We start from the raw sequence: 17270 nt of genomic DNA, 5'->3' as shown, positions 1-17270 counted from the left end.
CCGCAGGGGGAGCGGGAACGGTGGACTTCACTTCCTGGGGCGACTGGGCACGCGCTCTGGTGGGCGCGACAGTCATGTCCGCGGCACTGGTGCTGATATGGCGAGTGGTGGTGAAGGCCGCCGCCTTCAGTGACCCGCACCGACGCACGGGACGCCATGTCGTTCTGGTTCCGCGCCGGCTCATACGCCCACGTACCGAGACGGTCGGGCGCCTGCTTCGCGTTTCCATGGCCCTGCGGCGGCACCAAGGACTGAACGGCACGCGCCCCACGGCCCGGTTCGTGAACCGCCTTGTCGAACTGGATCGCTCAGAACGCGTGTTACAGGCGGGCCGTCGGGTATGGGCCCAGGTCATCCCGTTCCTGCTGTTCCTCTGCGGCGCGGCTCTGGCCCTATGGCTTCTCGTTGCCGACGACGGCCCTGCCTCGGAATTGTTGGACCTGGACGACATACTTTATGACACGCTGGGTTCGGACGGATGGTACGTAGAGGGCGACAGCGAATGTCCCTCGTGGACCGTTCTGCGGGGATGCGAATCCTGGCCGGCCCCGTGGTGGAGCGGCACCGAATCGGGATTGGCCTTCGGAATTGCCGTAGCATGGCTTCTCGGCGCGTTGACGCTCCGTTGGGCAGCCACCCGGCGATTCAATTCCTGGGAAAAGGACGAACCTCCCATCCTTGGCTGCCTGCGCGCCCTGGTCGCCTGCCGTGACGCTTTGCGCCCCTTGGCTCCGGAAGCGTCGATTCTCGACATGTGTATCGCCGAGTTGCGTGCGGCATTGCGGGACTTTGCCCGGCAGGGCCCGCCGGCCGATCCGGATCGCCGCGCCGATCTGGAAGAGCACGCCGCGCAGGCGGCCGGAGCACTTCACAACGCGATGGGCCAGGTCCTGAGAGACGGCACCGCGGCCCTGCCCACGCTCATAGAGCTGCTCGCAGTCATTCAGGACCGGCTCGCCGACTCGCGGTGGCTGGCGTTGCTGGACCAATCGATGCTCACCGGCACGCCCGGCCCGGGACCAGCTCCCGCCCCGGGGTCCGCACCGCCCCCGCCGGTCGCCGACTCCGGCCGCTGGCAACGGTATACGGCCATAGCGACGGCGTTGCCCACGGTTCCGGCACTGCTCGCGCTGGCCTTCACCACGGTGACGATCAGCCAGGCCAACGACATGCTGAAACTTACCGAGCGGGGTCAGGTCGGCTCCACCTACAACGAGACCGTGGCACAACTGGGCGACGAGTCCATCAACGTCAGAATCAGCACCATCTACGCAATTCAGCGGATCATGCGGGAATCCCCGAAAGAACAGCCGGCACTCATGGAAGTGCTGAGTTCCTATATTCGCGAGCATGCCAAGATGCCCGAAAAGAAGAAGGCCGAGCAACTTCGGAAGAACGCAAAAACGAGACCTGCCGATGATGTGCAGGCAGCACTGACCGTCCTGGGGGGACGCGAAGTGAACACAGAATCGGACCCGATCATCAACCTTCGCGACACCTTTCTCGTCGGGGCCGATCTGAGCTATGTGAACTTCGTGAACGCGGATCTGAGTGGAGTCGACCTGACTCACGCGTTTCTGCAAGGCGGGGAGTTCGAGGACGTCTGGTTCGACGAAGCCCAGATGTCAGGAGCCGTTCTGAGCGACGGGGATTTCGAAGACTGCGATTTCATCGGAACACATCTCAGGGATGTCCAGTGGGACGGAGCGGACTTCGAGAACGCCGATCTCACAGACGCCGACCTCGTCGGCGCGAGCCTCGCCGAGCGGGAGGACGTGGCGGTCATCGACCTCAGGTACGCGGAACTCTCCGGCGCGGACCTGACCAATGCCGATCTGACGGGCGCCTACCTCATGGAGGCTGATCTCGGCAAAGACAGTGAGCAGAAACTCCCCGCCGCGAAGCTCACCGGTACGAACTTCACGGACGCGGACCTCACGGGCGCGTCGCTCGACGGCACCGACCGGCGGAGGGCCGTCTGGGACGGGGCGATTCTGCCCTAGGGGGTGTCCGGCGGGTCTTGCGGTACGTGTCCTGTGAGGCCCGAGCCGCTGACAGCCCGCAGGCGACCGCCGCCGAGGCCGCGAAGGAAACTCAGCGTCGCAGTCCGATAACGCCTTCCGCTCTTGCCTCGTCCGTCCCGTAGAGTGCCGTCCGGTACCGCGTTGAACATGTTCAGATGTTCCGCGGTTCGGATGTTCCGGGGGCTCCTGGGGAGGGGGACTGCACCATGCGCAGTGGAGCGAAGGTCGCCATAGTCGGCGGGGTGTTCGCCGTGGTCGCCGGCGGCGTGGGGTACGGGGCGTACAACGTCTACAACGGAATCACCGGCGGGGACTCCGGCAGCACCACGACCTCCGCGACCCAGGAGGTCAAGACCGGGCCGCTGAGCGCCGAGGAGATCGACAAGGCGGCCAAGGCGTTTCTCGCCGGGTGGGCCGACGGGGGCGAGGCGGCGGAGGTCGCGCAGCTCACCAATGACCCCACCGCCGCCGCGCCCGTCATCGAGGCCTACCGCGACGAGGCCCGTGTCACCGACGCGGTGATCACGCCGGGCCGGGCGGTCGGGGCGAAGGTGCCGTTCACCGTCAGGGCGACGGTGGCGTTCGACGGGAAGAGCAAGCCCTGGTCGTACAGCTCGGAGCTGACGGTGGTGCGCGGACTGACCACCGGGCGCCCGCTGGTCGACTGGGCTCCGTCCGTGATCCACCCCCAACTGACCGCGACCACCAACCTCGTGACCTCCGAGGCGGCGGTCCCGCCGATCAAGGCGGTGGACCGCAACGGCACCGAGCTGACGAAGGAGAAGTACCCGTCGCTCGGCTCCGTCCTGGACCAGCTCCGGGAGCGGTACGGCGCGGACGCGGGCGGTTCGCCGGGCATCGAGCTGTCGCTGCGGAGCGACGGCGACAGCGTGCCGGGGCAGACCCTGCTCACCCTCGCCAAGGGCAAGGCGGGCACGCTGCACACCACGCTGGACGCGGACGTACAGGCGGCCGCGGAGGAGGCCGTACGGAAGTTCAGCGAGGCGTCGGTCGCGGCGGTCAAGCCCAGTACGGGCGAGATCCTGGCGGTCGCCAACAACCGCAAGGACGGCTTCAACGCGGCGATGCTCGGCAAGCAGGCGCCCGGTTCCACGATGAAGATCGTGACGGCGGCGATGCTGCTGGAGAAGGACCTGGCCGCGCCCGACCGGCCGGCGGAGTGCCCGAAGACTGTGATGTACGAGGGCCGTACGTTCCAGAACCTGGACGGGTTCTCCATCGAGAACGGCACCTTCGCGCAGAGCTTCGCCCGCTCCTGCAACACCGCCTTCATCAAGCTGATCGACGACACCCAGGACGACTCGGCGCTCAAGAGCGAGGCCGAGGAAGTCTTCGGCATCGGCCTCGACAACTGGAAGACGGGCGTCGCGTCCTTCGACGGAAGCGTGCCGGCGGCGACGGGCGGCGAGGCGGCGGCGCAGTACATCGGGCAGGGCACGGTCCAGATGAACGTCCTCAACATGGCGTCCATCACCGCCACCGCCAAGAACGGCAGCTTCAAGCAGCCGATCATCGTGTCCCGTTCACTGGACGACCGCACCCTGGCGACAGCCTCGCGCCCGCTCCCGGACTCCGTCGGCCGGCAGCTCCGCGACATGATGCGGCTGACGGCGACGAGCGGTACGGCCGCGAACGCGATGTCGGGCCTGGGCGGCGACAAGGGCGCGAAGACCGGCTCGGCGGAGGTCGACGGCCAGGCCACCTCGAACAGTTGGTTCACCGGCTTCCAGAACGACGTGGCCGCGGCAGCAGTGGTCCAGTCCGGCGGCCACGGAGGCGACGCGGCGGGCCCGGTGGTGGCAGCGGTACTACGAGCGGGCTGACCGGGCTCCGGCCGGGGGCGGCGGATACGGTACGGGCCGCCGCCCCGGAGCCGATCGCCTCCGGGCGAGCACGGCCTACCCCGCTTGTCCCGCGTAAGCGGAGCACTCCTCTTCCAGGTCCACAATGGTGAAATGCCGTAACTCCACAAGGAGTTGCGCGGCCAGAGTCCACCGCACACGCCAGTCGTCGAACGCGACCCCTCCGGCGTCGTACGGCCGCGGAAAGAGGCTGCCGGGCCGGTACAACTCGCCCTGAACCCCGGCCACCGTGACCAGCCCGACACGCAGGGCGGTATATCGCTTGCGCAGGTGGGGGCACGCCTGTACGGATGTAACCGCGCAGGGCAGGCAGACCGGCGGGTGGGCGCTGGTCAGCGCCGTACCCCATGTTTTGCGGTCACCCGCGTTCTGGCCCACCAGCCACAGCGCACCTTGCGCGTGCGATCAGCGAGCACCCCCGGCGAACAGTTCCGCCCAGACCACCTTGCCCGGACGGCCGCCGTCGCGCTCACCCACACCCCACGCATCAGCGAGGGCGGCCACCAGAACGAGCCCGCGCCCGCCGCACGCGTCAACGTCGGCCGATCGCAGCTCCGGTTGTACGGCCGACGGATCGTGCACCTCAATACGCAGCCCACAGGTCATGGGCACGTAACAAGTCTCGATCGCCTGCCCCAGAGATACATGGGCGTGCCGCCCGGCGTTGGTCAGCAACTCGGCGAGTACGAGCGCCGCCGAGTCCTCCAGTGAGGTCAGCCCCCAACTCACCAGCGCCTTGCGCAACTCCACCCGCGCGAGCCCCACACAACTGGGATGCCGACTCCATCGCAGCACCACGGCACGGCTGCCTTGCCGCTGCTCCATCAGGCCACCCCCGCCCTGCTGGCGCCACACGACCGGCCGTCGAACTCAGCCTGTGCACAGGGCCGTAAGACCGCCTCGGCCGGGAGCGAACAATCTGCAATTGACCGGTGACGCACCACGTCGACGCTCCTTACTAAGCATTGCGGAACTTGAGGAGGCCGACCGGACCAACCGGGGAAGCCTGGATCAGGTCGGACCGTTCCGGGCGGCTCCATTTCAGTGAACAGGTCATTACGCACAGTGGGTACGGTGAGAGACAATTGAAGCGGTATACGCGGTTTACAGCCCCGAGGTGGAGAAGATCATGGCAGCGCAGAGAGAACCCAACTCCCGCCTGCGTGAGACCGTCGACGCGATCGGCTGTACGTACGAGACCCTGGCCAAGGACGTCCGGCGCGTCGCCGCCGAGAACGGCGAGATCGCCCGCACCAACAAGTCGGCCGTCTCCCACTGGGTGAATGGCACGCGTCGACCCAGCGGCCGGACCGGACAGTACCTCGCCGAGGCGCTGTCGCGTCGAGCAGGCCGTACGGTCACGCAGACCGAGATCGGCCTGTGTGCACCCCACGCCGAAGGGCCGGACGAGCCCGACCCTGTCCTCGCCGCTACCGATCTGGGCCGCGCCGACGTAGAACGCAGCCGCTTTCTCGCGGTCGCCGCCTTCACCACCGCCGGCGTCACCATGCCGCTCGCCTACGACCATGGGGCCACCGCCCGGATGCTCCGCGCCCGCACCGGCAAATCCGTGGTCGGCACGGAGGACGTGGACGTCGTACGCCAGATCAGCGCCGCCTTCAGCGCAGCCGACGAACTTCTCGGCGGCGGCCACGGGCTGACCACCGTCACCGCCTACCTCGCCGACACCGCAGCGCCCATGCTCCGGGGGCGCTTCCCGAACGAAGCCTTACGGCGAGCCGCCTTCGGCGCGGTGGCCGAACTTGCCTACCTGGCAGGCTGGAAACACCATGACCTTGGCCAGGAAGGCGCTGCCCAACGCTACTACCAGGTCGGCTACCAGCTTGCCTGCGAAGCCGACCCGCACGGCCATGCCGCCTGGATGATGCGAGCCCTGGCCCACCAGGCCCTGAGCCTCAAGCAGCCCCACCACTGCGTCGGCCTCGTCGAGGGCGCTCTCACCCGGGGTCTCGGTCACGTCGATGGCCGGACAGAAGCTCTGCTCCACATCACCCACGCCCGTGCCTACGCCGCAGTCGGAGAGAAACCCTCCGCAGCCCGAGCCCTCCTCGCGGCCGAAGACTCCCTGCTCCGAGACGACGGCCCTCAGCCCAGCTACTCGCGGGTCAGCGGCCCGGCCGCGGGCACCGTGGCCAGCCACACTGCCCGCACTTTGACCGACCTCGCCGACCACGTCGGCACCGAACAGCAACACCGTGACGCCCTGACCTGCTGGGACCGAGAGAGGTACAAGCGCGTCCACGCCCTCACCTACGCCGACCTCGGAGACGGCCTCGCCGCCCAGGCCCGCGCCGATGAGGCCGTCGCCGCCTGGTCCCAGGCACTGACTCTCATGAAGGGCATGACCTCCCACCGTACCCACAAGGCCGTCTCCTCGATCCGTTCCACCCTTGCGGTCTATCAGCGCCGCCGTGTCCCCGGCGCCGCTGATCTCGCCCGCCGTGCCCGAGAGGCCCTCGCCTAATATGCCCGACGAAGGGAACGCTGTGGCTCAGCAGACCGATGACCGCTCACCAGCCCTCAAGCCCGCCATCGGATCCATGACTCTCCTGGTTGCCGCGGTCATCGTCCATGACAAGGCCACCAACCGCGTCGTTCTTCTCCAGCGCGGCGAGTACGCCAAGTTCGCCCGCGGCATGTGGGATCTCCCCGTAGGTAAGAGCGAGCCCGGCGAGCCCATCACCGAGACGGCCGTGCGCGAGTTGTGCGAAGAGACGGGCCTGACCGTGAAGCCGGAGGCCCTGAAGGTCGCTCACATCATCCACAGTGCCTGGGGCGTCGAAGCCCCCAATGGCTTCCTCACCGTCGTCTTCGCCGCACACGAATGGGCCGGTGAACTCAAGAATCGCGAACCGCACAAGCACGCCCAAGTCCGCTGGGTCGACGCCGATGCCATCCCGGAGGAGTTCGTGGACACCACCGCCGGTGCGCTCCGGCGTTACCTCACCGGCGGGTCGGAGGTCTCACTCGACGGCTGGCGTTGACGAGCTGTCGCGCCGACCGAAAGCACGGCGAAGGCCCCGAAGAGCCTCCGCCAGACTCCTGCGTTCCGATGCCTGGCGCTCAGGTTCGATAGCCACTGAAGGGGACCGCGTTCTCCAGAGCCAGGTCCCGCCAGGCGAGATACTTTCCCAGGTCGGGGTCCTGGATCAGCTCGCGGTTCACCTGTGTCCCGTCAGGACGATAGTTCAGATGCACGATGGTCGTTTCGTCGAACATCCAGAAGTCCTGCTCGGGAAGCCCCGGGTTTTCCTTGTCCGTAAGATCAACGATCTGGTAGTTCTCGCCGGCCGCGACGTTCCCCGGGATGCACCATTCGAACAAGTAGCGGCTGTAGTCCGTGAGCGGCCTGCGGACCAGTTTGGCGCGCGTCATGGTGCGGCCGGCAGCGGCATGGTCGCTTATCAGCTTGTGCCAGTCGGAGTTGAAGTCACCTGGCTTTTGGTCTCCGGCGAGAAACGCCCGGACCGTCTCGGTCTCACCGGGCATGGTGTAGATCTGATGCGCCTCAAGCCGGAATGCCGAACGTTTGAAGTCCCTGAAGTACGACTGCCATTCGTCCCCGTCCAACAGCACGGGGCTAGAGCCATCCACGGGCACGGGCGGCCTCCTTCAAGGTCTCTTCCGGGATCAGCACAACCGACTCGCCTTCGGGCGTCCGATGAGCCACGTCATAGCCCTGTACGGCAAGCATGTCAGGCCGCTCCGTGGCGTACACGGTCGGACAGTCCCCATTGCCGCACTTGTCATCGCCGCCAGCAATCAAGACCAGTTCCATGTGGCCCCTCCAATCCTCTGTGGCCAGCAAGCTACGAAGGAACTACCCGCCCGGCAAGCACGGTCAGGTGTCCAGTCACGTACTCGCATAATTCCGGCGGCGAGCCGGTGCGGGCGGGCGCGGTGTCCCGGCCGCGGGCCAGGGGCGCCGAACGCGTCACATGAGCGGACGCGTTGCGTTGGAACAAGCCAAAGTGACTGGTAAGCGCTGTGTTGCCGGGGGGTAAAGGGGCCTTGTGGGTCCTGGCATATGACAAAGGATCAGTGCGCGGGCTGCTGACCGGCTTTCGGACAACGGTCTCCGCTGTGATGACTTTCGGATCTCCCGCTGAAACTATCTGCACACCGCACGGACGTCGCATCGCCCCCTCCCCACCAGCCCCCGCCACAGGGCCGGACCGAAGGAAGCAGCAGGAGTGACGAATATCTTCCGTACCCGGACAACGTTGTCGCACGGCGCCCCCGCACGTCGGCGCACGGCAGTAACAGCGGTGACCTCGGCGCTCGCCATGGCCGCGCTCCTCGTCTCCGCGCTCCCCGCCTCGGGAGCCACGGCAGCAGCCCCGGGAGCCCCGGGAACAGCGACCAGCAACGCCGATCAGGCACCGCCGCGGATCACGGCCGAGCCAAGACCCGGCGCCGCCGTCGTCGCGCTGTCTCCCGCCCGGCGCGCCCAGTTGCTCAAGGCCGCCGCCGACTCGGCCGCCGCGACTGCCCGTTCACTCAAGCTGGGGGACCAGGAGAAGCTCATACCGAAGGACGTCGTCCAGGACGCCGACGGCACTCTGCACACCCGCTACGAGCGTACGTACGCCGGACTCCCCGTCCTCGGCGGCGACTTGGTCGTCCATGACCGCCCGGGCAACGCCCCCACCGTCACCAAAGCCTCCGACGCCAAGGTCACGCTCCCCACCACCAAGGCCGCCCTCACCTCCACCGCCGCGAAGAAGTCCGCCCTCGCCGCCGCGCAGGCGGAGCAGACCGGCGAGGCCGCCCCCGAAGGCTCCCCCGAACTCGTCGTCCACATGACCGACGACAAGCCCGCCCTCGCCTGGGAGTCCGTCGTCACCGGTGTCCAGCCGGACGGCACCCCCAGCGAGCTGCGCGTCGTGACCGACGCCACGACCGGCGCCCGGCTCCAGAGCCGTGAGCAGATCCACGCCGGTACGGGCAACAGCCAGTACAGCGGCAAGGTGCAGCTCGGCTCGGTCCGCGACGGCGATGTGTACGAGCTGACCGACACCCAGCGCGGCGGCCACAAGACCTACGACCTGACCCAGGGCGGGTACGGCACCCTGCTCACCGACGCCGACGACATCTGGGGCGACGGCACCGCCGCCGACCGCCAGACCGCGGCCGTCGACGCCGCCTACGGCGCACAGAAGACGTGGGACTTCTACCACGACCGGTTCGGCCGCAACGGCATAGCCGGCGACGGCGTCGGCGCGTACTCCCGCGTGCACTACGGCAACGGATACGCCAACGCCTTCTGGGACGACGGCTGCTTCTGCATGACGTACGGGGACGGCCTCAACAACGCCCGCCCGCTGACCTCCCTCGACATCGCCGCCCACGAGATGACCCACGGCGTCACCTACGCCACCGCCGACCTCGACTACGAGGGCGAGTCCGGCGGCCTGAACGAGGCGACCAGCGACATCATGGCCGCCGCCGTGGAGTTCTACGCCGACAGCGCCACCGACGTACCCGACTACCAGGTCGGCGAACTGGACGACGTCCGCGGTACGGGCGGGCCCCTGCGCTATATGGACCACCCGTCCCGGGACGCCTCGGCCAAGGGCACGTCCCAGGACTACTGGACCCCCGAAACCGACTCGCTGGACCCGCACTTCAGCTCCGGCGTCGGCAACCACTTCTTCTATCTGCTCGCCGAGGGCAGCGGGAAGAAGACCGTCAACGGCGTCGGCTACGACAGCCCGACCTACGACAACAAGCCCGTCGCCGGTCTCGGTCTGCACAACGCCACCAACGTCTGGTACCGCGCCCTGACCCTGTACATGACCAGCGACACCGACTACGCGGGCGCCCGCACCGCCACCCTCCAGGCCGCGGCGGATCTGTTCGGCCGGTCCAGCGAGGCGTACGAGGCCGTCGGCAACGCCTGGGCCGCCGTCAATGTCGGTCCCCGTTACGTCAACCACATCGCGGTCGTGGCGCCCTCCACCCGGGACGCGGCGGTCGGCCAGCCGACCACCCGGCAGATCGAGGCGACGACCTCCCGGCCGGGCAGTCTGACGTACTCCGCGACCGGTCTCCCCAGCGGCCTGTCGATCGCCCCGGGTACGGGCCTGATCTCCGGCACCCCGACGACGGCCGGCGAGTTCACGCCCGTCATCGCGATCAGGAACTCCGCGGCGGAGACTCTGAAGGTCCCCTTCACCTGGACCGTCCTGGCGTCCGGCGGCGACTTCTTCGTCAACCCCGCGCGGTACGACATCCCCAACTGGGGCGTCGCGACCTCCCCGATCACGGTCACCGGCCGCGAGGGCAACGCCTCCGGCGACCTCAAGGTCTCGGTCCATCTCTTCCACGCCTTCGCGGGCGGCCAGGTGATCGACCTGATCAGCGAGAACGGCACGGTGATCCGGGTCAAGGACTTCGTCTACGGCCCGGGTCCCGAGCTGGACGCGACCTACACCGTCGACGCCTCGGCCGTCCCCGCCAACGGCACCTGGACCCTGCGGGTCGAGGACGACACCCCGGGTATCTTCACCGTTCCGCCGGGCTACCTGGACCGCTGGAGCATGACCTTCTGACCGCCCGGCAGCCGGCGACCTGACCCGCCCCGCGTTCAGCGCCACACCCGCCGCGCCCGGCCGACCCGACCGGGCGCGGCGGCACGGAGTCGGCAGTGGCGGCGCCCGTCGCCTCCGTGGTCGCCCGCACGGTGGCGCCGCGTGCCCCGGCACCGCGCCTCGCCCCCGTCTCCGGGTAAAGGCGGTGGTACGGGGCGTACCGTGACCGCTAGCGTGCGGCGCATGAGCACTCCCGGCACCGATCCGTCAGCCGCACACCCCCGGTTCGCCAAAGCCCTGGGCGAGTTGGGCCTGGACGAAGTCACAACGCGGATCCGCCGCTTCCCCGATGCCACCCGTACCGCCGCTGAGGCCGCCGCCGCGATCGGCTGCGGTCTCGGCGAGATCGTCAAGTCGCTGGTCTTCGATGCCGACGGGGTACCCGTAGTGGTCCTGGTGGACGGCGCCTCACGGGTCGATGTGGAGCGGGTACGGCGGGAGTTGGGAGCGGCCGGCGTGAAGCGGGCCGGCGCCGACGCCGTACGGGAGACCACCGGATACGCAATCGGCGGCGTCCCGCCCTTCGGCCACCGTACGAAGACCCGTGTGCTCGCCGACCGGGGGCTGCTGGCACACGCCGTGGTGTGGGCGGCGGCGGGCACCCCGCACACGGTGTTCCCCATGGACCCGGTGTCCCTGGTCACGCACGCGGGCGGCACTCTCGTGGACGTACGCGAGCGCGAGGCGTGACACCGCTCGTCGCCGTCGCGGTCCTGGTCTCCGCCCTCACCCACGCGAGCTGGAACGCCATCGCGCATTCCATGAAGGACCAGCTCGTCGCCTGCACCCTGATCGCCGGGGGCGCGACGGTGCTCGGTGCGGTCGTCGCGTGCTTCGCGCCACTGCCGGACGCGGCGGCCTGGCCGTATCTGATCGTCTCGGCGCTGCTGCATGTCGGCTATCTGCTCCTGCTGATGCGGTCGTTCAGCCTCGGGGACTTCGGCCAGATGTATCCGATCGCGCGGGGCACGGCGCCCCTGGTGGTCACCGTGCTGGCGGCGGTGTTCGTCGGCGAGTCGCTGGACGTCTGGCAGGCGACGGGCGTCGCGGTCGCCTCGGCGGGGCTGCTGGGCCTCGCGCTCTGGGGGATACGGGGGTCGTACGGCGGTCGCACGGGGGTCCCCCGGACCGGACCCGACTGGTCCGCGGTGCTGGCCGCTCTCGCGACAGGCCTGTCCATCGCCCTGTACACGGTCGTGGACGGCGTGGGCGTACGGAACGCGGGCTCACCGATCGGCTACATCGCCTGGCTGATGGTGCTGGAGGGCCTGCTGATCCCGGCGTACGCCGTGTACACCCGCCGCGCCCTGCTCCTCACCCAACTCCGCCCCCACGCCCTTCTCGGCCTTCTCGGCGCGGCCCTCTCCATGCTGGCCTACGGTCTGGTCCTGTGGGCTCAGACCCGCGCGCCTCTCGCCCCGGTCGCGGCACTGCGCGAATCCTCCATCATCGTGGGCGCGGCCATCGGGACGGTCTTCTTCAAGGAACGCTTCGGCACCCCCAGGATCGCGGCGGCGGGCCTGATGGTGGTGGGCATCGGCCTGATGCTGCTTGCCGACTGAGGGCCGGGCGCGCGAGCCGCGCCCGGCCGACCCGACCGGGCGCGGCGGCACGTACCCGTACGTGCGCTCCTCGCTACTCGCCCCTCATACCTCCGCGCCCAGTGCCCGTCTCAGTCCCACATTGCTCGTCAGCAGCCCGCCGTCCACCGGGAGTGTCACCCCCGTGATCCACGCGGAGTCCGCCGACGCCAGGAACGCGACCGCCGACGCCACGTCGTCCGGGGTGCCGACCCTGCCCATCGGGTAGTGGGCCGCCGCGCGTTCGAGGCGTTCCTCGCGGCCCGCCCAGGCGTCTGTGTGAATCGTTCCGGGGGCCACGAGGTTGACGCGGACGCCCCGTCGGGCCGCATGGCCGGAGAGGGTACGGGTGAGCGCGGCGAGGCCCGCCTTGGCGGCGCTGTAGGCGTGGTTGCCGAAGTCCTGCTCGCCGTTGACGGAACCGATCGTGACGATCGCGCCCCGGCCCGACGCCACCAGGTGCGGAAGCGCCGCGCGGGCGCAGCGGAACGCGCCCGTCAGGGTGATGTCCAGATCCCGTGCCCAGGACTCGTCCGGCTCGTCCTCGAAGAGCGGGGCGTCCAGCGCGCACGAGTAGGCGTTGTTGACCAGGACGTCCAGCGCGCCGAAGCGCTCGACGGCGTACGCGACGGCCGCGTCCACGGAGGTACGGTCGGCCACGTCGCAGCCGTACGGTACGGCGCCCGGGATGGCCCCGGCCGCCCGCGCCGCCCGTTCCTCGTCCAGGTCGGTGACCAGGACGCGCGCTCCCTCCTGGGCCAGCCGGCGCGCGGTGGCCTCGCCGATGCCGCGGCCCGCTCCGGTGATCAGTACGCCGTATCCCTCGAAACGTCTCATCGGGCGATCATGTCGCCGGCGCACCGCCCGCACCAGGGTCCGACGGCCGGTCCGCCCCGGCCGAACTCCCGTGCCCCGGGCTCCGTCCCCCTCCTCCCCCAAGCGCCGTTCCATGGATCGCGCGCTCCGGCGGATCATGCTTTCATCTCGTCACGGAGGTGCAAATGTGATGAGCCGAGAATCGCGGTATGAACCCGACAGACGCACCGATACCGGTACGCGCGCCGATGACGCGGCCACCCCGCCGCGCCGGCGCCTCGTGATCGCGGCCGCACTGGCTCCGGTACTGGCCGGGGCGGGAACCGTCATCGCCCTCACCGAGCCCCCCAAGAGGGCCGAGGCGGCGAAAGTGACCGCGGTCCCCGGGGAGAACGGCGGGGACGGGGACGGGGACGACGACGGGGACGGAGACGGCGGAAAGGAACTCCTCAAACCGGTGCCCACCACGCTGGCGGACTGGAAGGGCGTGTCCGACGCGCTCGGCCGCACGGGCGAACTCGTACGCGGCGTCTTCTACCACACCCGGTTCCCGCGCAGCGACCTGAAGGTGGTCTCGTACGGGGTCAAGGTCAGCCCCGGACTCGCCCTGGGTTCGCACATGGGCTTCGTCCGGTACGCCGACCACAGCCACCTGGTCATGGGTGATCTGAATGTCACCGAGAAGGAACTCCAGGGCGTGCTGGACGCCTTGACGCAGCACGGCATCGCCGTGACCGCCCTGCACAAGCACCTGCTCTCCCACTCCCCCGACGTCTGGTGGTGCCACATCCACGGGCACGGACACGACGTGGCGGAGCTCGCCCGCGGTCTTCGGGTGGCGATGGACCGGACGGCGAGCCCGCCCGCCAGGGCACCGGGCAGGCCGCCGGGCACACCGCCGCGCCCCGATCTGGACGTCCCGGAGGTCGAGAAGGTGCTGGGGGTCAAGGGTTCCAACGACGGCGGGATCTACAAGTGCATCTTCGCCCGCCGCGAGCCCATCATCGAGCGTGGCCGGTTGCTGCCCCCGGTCTGGGCGCGACCTCGGCCTTCAACTTCCAGCCCCTGGGGCGCGGCCGGGCCGCGCTCAACGGCGACTTCGCCATGGTCGCCGACGAGGTCCAGGAGGTCCTGACGATCCTGCGCAAGGGCGGGATCCAGCTCGTCGAGGTGCACAACCACGGCCTGTACGAGGAACCGCGTCTGTTCTTCACCCACTTGTGGGCCGTGGACGACGCCGTCAAGCTCGCCAGGGCCCTGCGCCCCGCGCTGGACGTCACCAATGTGGTCCCGGTCAACTCGGAGCGCGAGTAACGCGAGCAACGCGACCGTACGGCACCGGCGCGACCACGCACGACACCGGCGGAACCACGTACCACCTACGGCAGCGACGCGACCACCCACGACGCCGGCCAAGCGCGCCGCGACCGTCCTCAGAGCGCCGACGCCACCGACGGTACGGACCGCACCGCCCGTACCAGCGCCTGTGCGCGGGGGTCCGCCGTGACCCCCTTGCGCATCCCGTTTGTCACATAGCCGAACGCGATCCCCGACTCGGGGTCCGCGAACCCCAGCGAGCCGCCGCGCCCGGGGTGTCCGAAGGAGCCGGGACCGAGCAGCGGCGCCGCCGGGCCGTGCAGCATGAAGCCCAGGCCGAAGCGGGTGGAGACGACCAGGACCCGGTCCGGGCCCGCCGACTCCTCCGTACGCGCGAGGGTCAGCGTGGCGGGCGCGAACAGCCGGTGCCCGTCGACGGGCCCGATCATCGCGGCGTAGCAACGGGCCAGCGCCCGCGCCGTGGAGATACCGCCCGAGCCGGGGAGTACGGCGGCCCGGTACGCCGGGTCGTTCTCGTCGGGCCGCGGGTCGATCACCCCGAAGGCGCGCCGGGTGAGCGATCCCGAGTCGCGGTACGCCTCCGAGACCGACCGCTTCGGCCGCAGCCGCAGCTCGCCCCCGACGGCGGTCGGCTCGCCCAGCCGTCCGATCCGGCCGACCCGGTGTGCCTCCTCGGCGGGCAGCCCGACCCAGAAGTCCAGCCCCAGCGGCCGGGCGATCTCCTCGGCGATCCACCGGCCGACGCCCCGGCCGGTCACCCGCCTGACCAGTTCGGCGATCAGCCAGCTATAGGTGTGCGCGTGGTAGCCGTGGTCGGTGCCCGGCTCCCAGACGGGCCGCTGGGCGGCCATCGCCCGCGCCCCCGACTCCCCGTCGAGCGCCTCGGCCGGGGTCAGCGGCCGGTCGAGTACGGGCACCCCGGCGCGGTGCGAGAGGAGATGCCGTACGAGCACCCGCTCCTTGCCCGCGGCCTTGAACTCCGGCCAGTAGGTGCCGACCGGGGCGTCGAGATCGATCTGGCCGCGCTGGTGGAGCAGGAGGGGTACGGCGGCGGTGACCCCCTTGGTCGCCGAGCGCACGATCTGGGCGGTGTCCACGGCCCAGGGCGCGGCCCCCGGCGCCCGTTCGGTGGCGGCACCCGGAAAGCCCTGCACGGTCCCCGGGCCGGAACCCGCACCGGCCCCCGGCGCCCGGTCCGCGGCCGGGTCCGGCACCGCCGCTCCGTCCGCGTCCCGTGGCCTCGCTCCGTCGACGTCCCGTGTCCCCGCCCACAGGTCGACGACCTTCCGCCCGTCCTGGAACACGGCGACCGCCGCGCCCTGTTCGCCGAGCCGCTCGAAGTTCCGTACGAAAGCGTCCCTGACCGGCTCGAAGCCCGCCGCCACCGTGCCCTGGACGTCCACGCCCACGCCATCCACCCCGTCGCACCGCATACCGCCACGCCCCTGCGGCGCGACCCCCTCTATGGTGCAACGTGCCCCGGCGACACGGAACGCGGGTCGAATCCGAAGGGCAGCTCCAGCCGGTGGGCCGCCATCAGGTCCTGGTCGCCGAGCAGACTCCCGGTCGGCCCGTCAGCCACGATGACGCCCTGGCTGAGGATCACCGCGCGCGGGCAGAGTTCGAGCGCGTACGGCAGATCGTGCGTGACCATGAGCACGGTGATGTCCAGCATGCGCAGGATGTCCGCCAGTTCACGCCGGGACGCCGGGTCCAGATTGGACGAGGGCTCGTCGAGGACCAGGATCTCCGGATGCATCGCCAGCACGGTCGCGACGGCCACCCGGCGCCGCTGCCCGAAGGAGAGATGGTGCGGCGGCCGGTCCGCGTACTCCGACATCCCGACCTGGCCGAGCGCGGTGACGACGCGCGCGTCCAGCTCGGACCCGCGCAGCCCGGCGGCGGCCGGGCCGAACGCCACGTCCTCCCGCACCGTCGGCATGAAGAGCTGGTCGTCCGGGTCCTGGAAGACGATGCCGACGCGGCGCCGGATCTCGCCCAGATTCCGCTTGGCGACCGGCAGCCCGGCGACCGCGACGGTGCCGGCCCCGGCGGTGAGGATCCCGTTGAGGTGGAGGACGAGGGTGGTCTTTCCGGCGCCGTTGGGGCCGAGCAGCGCCACCCGCTCGCCGCGCCCGACGGTCAGATCGACACCGAAGAGGGCCTGATGCCCGTCCGGATAGGCGTACGCGAGCCCGCTGACCTCAAGGGACGGCGGCGGCGCCGGTTCTGCGGGAGAAACGGAGGATACGGTCATAGGGTCCAGCCAAGCAGACACACCGCGAGCGCCGACAGCGGGAGGGCCGCCGCACGCGTCCACTGCGCCCGGGACGCGGTCACCTCGTCGATGACCGGCATGGTGCCCGCGTACCCCCGGCTCACCATCGCCAGATGGACCCGCTCGCCCCGCTCGTAGGAACGGATGAAGAGCGCGTCCGCCGACTTGGCGAGGACGCCCCAGTGCCGTACGCCCCGCGCCTCGAAGCCGCGCGAGCGCCGGGCGATCGACATCCGGCGCATCTCGTCGGTGATGACATCGCCGTACCGGATCATGAAGGACGCGATCTGTACGAGCAGGGACGGCAGCCGCAGCCGCTGGAGGCCGAGCAGCAGCGAGCGCAGTTCGGTGGTGGAGGCGAGGATCACGGAGGCACCGACCCCCAGCGTCCCCTTGGCCAGCACGTTCCAGGCGCCCCAGAGTCCGGGCACGCTCAACGACAGCCCCAGGTACCGGACTTGATGGCCCGGCACCACGAACGGCATCAGCAGCGCGAAGGCCACGAACGGGATCTCGATCAGCAGCCGGCGCAGCAGGAACCCGACGGGGATCCGGGCCACCGACGCGACCGCCGCGAGCAGCACCCCGTACAGCGCGAAGGACCAGACCGCCTCGCGCGGGGTGGAGACCACCACGATGACGAAGCAGAAGACCGCGGCGAGCTTGCAGTGCGGGGGCAGTTCATGGACGGGGGAGTGCCCGTGCCGGTAGAGCTTGTGGGCATGGCCCGCGCCCAT

General features: G+C 69.9%; 17 protein-coding genes. 9 read left to right on the top strand and 8 right to left on the bottom strand.

Annotated elements, in window-relative coordinates:
• The first annotated feature begins 20 nt into the window (after positions 1-20).
• Together KQY30_RS21675 and KQY30_RS21670 are read left to right on the top strand one after the other, a co-directional pair.
• A complete protein-coding gene (locus KQY30_RS21675; RefSeq protein ID WP_217308268.1) occupies positions 21-2003 on the top strand; it encodes a pentapeptide repeat-containing protein in 1983 nt (660 codons plus the stop codon).
• A gap of 227 nt (positions 2004-2230) precedes the next feature.
• The gene (locus KQY30_RS21670) at positions 2231-3868 is read left to right on the top strand and encodes a penicillin-binding transpeptidase domain-containing protein (protein ID WP_217308267.1); all 1638 of its coding nucleotides are present in this window, start codon (positions 2231-2233) and stop codon (positions 3866-3868) included.
• Between the two features lie 75 nt (positions 3869-3943).
• Here the strand turns inward: KQY30_RS21670 and KQY30_RS21665 are convergent, their stop codons facing one another.
• Together KQY30_RS21665 and KQY30_RS21660 are read right to left on the bottom strand one after the other, a co-directional pair.
• On the bottom strand, positions 3944-4285 hold the full coding sequence (locus KQY30_RS21665; protein ID WP_217308266.1) for a hypothetical protein: 342 nt from the start codon (positions 4283-4285) through the stop codon (positions 3944-3946).
• Between the two features lie 27 nt (positions 4286-4312).
• A complete protein-coding gene (locus KQY30_RS21660) occupies positions 4313-4732 on the bottom strand; it encodes an ATP-binding protein (RefSeq protein ID WP_217308265.1) in 420 nt (139 codons plus the stop codon).
• 304 nt (positions 4733-5036) lie between these two features.
• On the opposite strand from KQY30_RS21660, the gene KQY30_RS21655 reads away from it, so the two are divergent.
• A complete protein-coding gene (locus tag KQY30_RS21655; RefSeq protein ID WP_217308264.1) occupies positions 5037-6392 on the top strand; it encodes a tetratricopeptide repeat protein in 1356 nt (451 codons plus the stop codon).
• Between the two features lies 1 nt (position 6393).
• The gene (locus tag KQY30_RS21650; protein ID WP_217308263.1) at positions 6394-6912 is read left to right on the top strand and encodes an NUDIX domain-containing protein; all 519 of its coding nucleotides are present in this window, start codon (positions 6394-6396) and stop codon (positions 6910-6912) included.
• 79 nt (positions 6913-6991) lie between these two features.
• Here the strand turns inward: KQY30_RS21650 and KQY30_RS21645 are convergent, their stop codons facing one another.
• Both KQY30_RS21645 and KQY30_RS21640 read right to left on the bottom strand, forming a co-directional pair.
• Positions 6992-7528 (bottom strand): DUF6879 family protein, encoded by a 537-nt coding sequence (locus KQY30_RS21645; protein ID WP_254407266.1) that lies wholly within the window; start codon positions 7526-7528, stop codon positions 6992-6994.
• Positions 7509-7706, bottom strand: coding sequence for a hypothetical protein (locus tag KQY30_RS21640; protein ID WP_217308262.1), 198 nt, complete (start codon positions 7704-7706; stop codon positions 7509-7511). Before KQY30_RS21640 ends, KQY30_RS21645 begins: the two co-directional genes overlap by 20 nt.
• A gap of 508 nt (positions 7707-8214) precedes the next feature.
• Between KQY30_RS21640 and KQY30_RS21635 the strand changes: the two genes are divergently transcribed.
• The 3 genes from KQY30_RS21635 to KQY30_RS21625 all read left to right on the top strand — a co-directional run bounded on the left by KQY30_RS21635 (position 8215) and on the right by KQY30_RS21625 (position 12083).
• Positions 8215-10482 (top strand): M4 family metallopeptidase, encoded by a 2268-nt coding sequence (locus tag KQY30_RS21635; protein ID WP_217311223.1) that lies wholly within the window; start codon positions 8215-8217, stop codon positions 10480-10482.
• Between the two features lie 222 nt (positions 10483-10704).
• Positions 10705-11211, top strand: coding sequence for a YbaK/EbsC family protein (locus KQY30_RS21630; protein WP_217308261.1), 507 nt, complete (start codon positions 10705-10707; stop codon positions 11209-11211).
• On the top strand, positions 11208-12083 hold the full coding sequence (locus KQY30_RS21625) for a DMT family transporter (protein ID WP_217308260.1): 876 nt from the start codon (positions 11208-11210) through the stop codon (positions 12081-12083). Before KQY30_RS21630 ends, KQY30_RS21625 begins: the two co-directional genes overlap by 4 nt.
• 84 nt (positions 12084-12167) lie before the next feature.
• Here the strand turns inward: KQY30_RS21625 and KQY30_RS21620 are convergent, their stop codons facing one another.
• Positions 12168-12938, bottom strand: a complete 771-nt coding sequence (locus tag KQY30_RS21620) for an SDR family NAD(P)-dependent oxidoreductase (RefSeq protein ID WP_217308259.1) — start codon at positions 12936-12938, stop codon at positions 12168-12170.
• A gap of 169 nt (positions 12939-13107) precedes the next feature.
• Between KQY30_RS21620 and KQY30_RS21615 the strand changes: the two genes are divergently transcribed.
• Both KQY30_RS21615 and KQY30_RS36620 read left to right on the top strand, forming a co-directional pair.
• Complete coding sequence (locus KQY30_RS21615; RefSeq protein ID WP_254407265.1) at positions 13108-14052, top strand: DUF1259 domain-containing protein; 945 nt, start codon at positions 13108-13110, stop codon at positions 14050-14052.
• Positions 13950-14231 (top strand): DUF1259 domain-containing protein, encoded by a 282-nt coding sequence (locus tag KQY30_RS36620; protein ID WP_254407646.1) that lies wholly within the window; start codon positions 13950-13952, stop codon positions 14229-14231. The genes KQY30_RS21615 and KQY30_RS36620 overlap by 103 nt, the downstream gene beginning before the upstream one ends.
• 119 nt (positions 14232-14350) lie before the next feature.
• Here the strand turns inward: KQY30_RS36620 and KQY30_RS21610 are convergent, their stop codons facing one another.
• Genes KQY30_RS21610 through cbiQ form a run of 3 tightly spaced genes read right to left on the bottom strand, consistent with a single transcriptional unit; the run spans position 14351 to position 17270 of the window.
• Positions 14351-15664, bottom strand: coding sequence for a serine hydrolase (locus KQY30_RS21610; protein WP_254407264.1), 1314 nt, complete (start codon positions 15662-15664; stop codon positions 14351-14353).
• 53 nt (positions 15665-15717) lie between these two features.
• Positions 15718-16512, bottom strand: coding sequence for an energy-coupling factor ABC transporter ATP-binding protein (locus KQY30_RS21605; protein WP_217308257.1), 795 nt, complete (start codon positions 16510-16512; stop codon positions 15718-15720).
• Positions 16509-17270, bottom strand: coding sequence for a cobalt ECF transporter T component CbiQ (cbiQ, locus tag KQY30_RS21600; protein ID WP_217308256.1), 762 nt, complete (start codon positions 17268-17270; stop codon positions 16509-16511). Before cbiQ ends, KQY30_RS21605 begins: the two co-directional genes overlap by 4 nt.

Origin of the sequence: Streptomyces sp. GMY02, from assembly GCF_019056675.1 — a bacterium.
Lineage (GTDB): Bacteria > Actinomycetota > Actinomycetes > Streptomycetales > Streptomycetaceae > Streptomyces > Streptomyces odonnellii.
The sequence above is the reverse complement of the archived record's forward strand: the minus strand, read 5'-3'. Positions and strand labels throughout refer to the sequence as shown.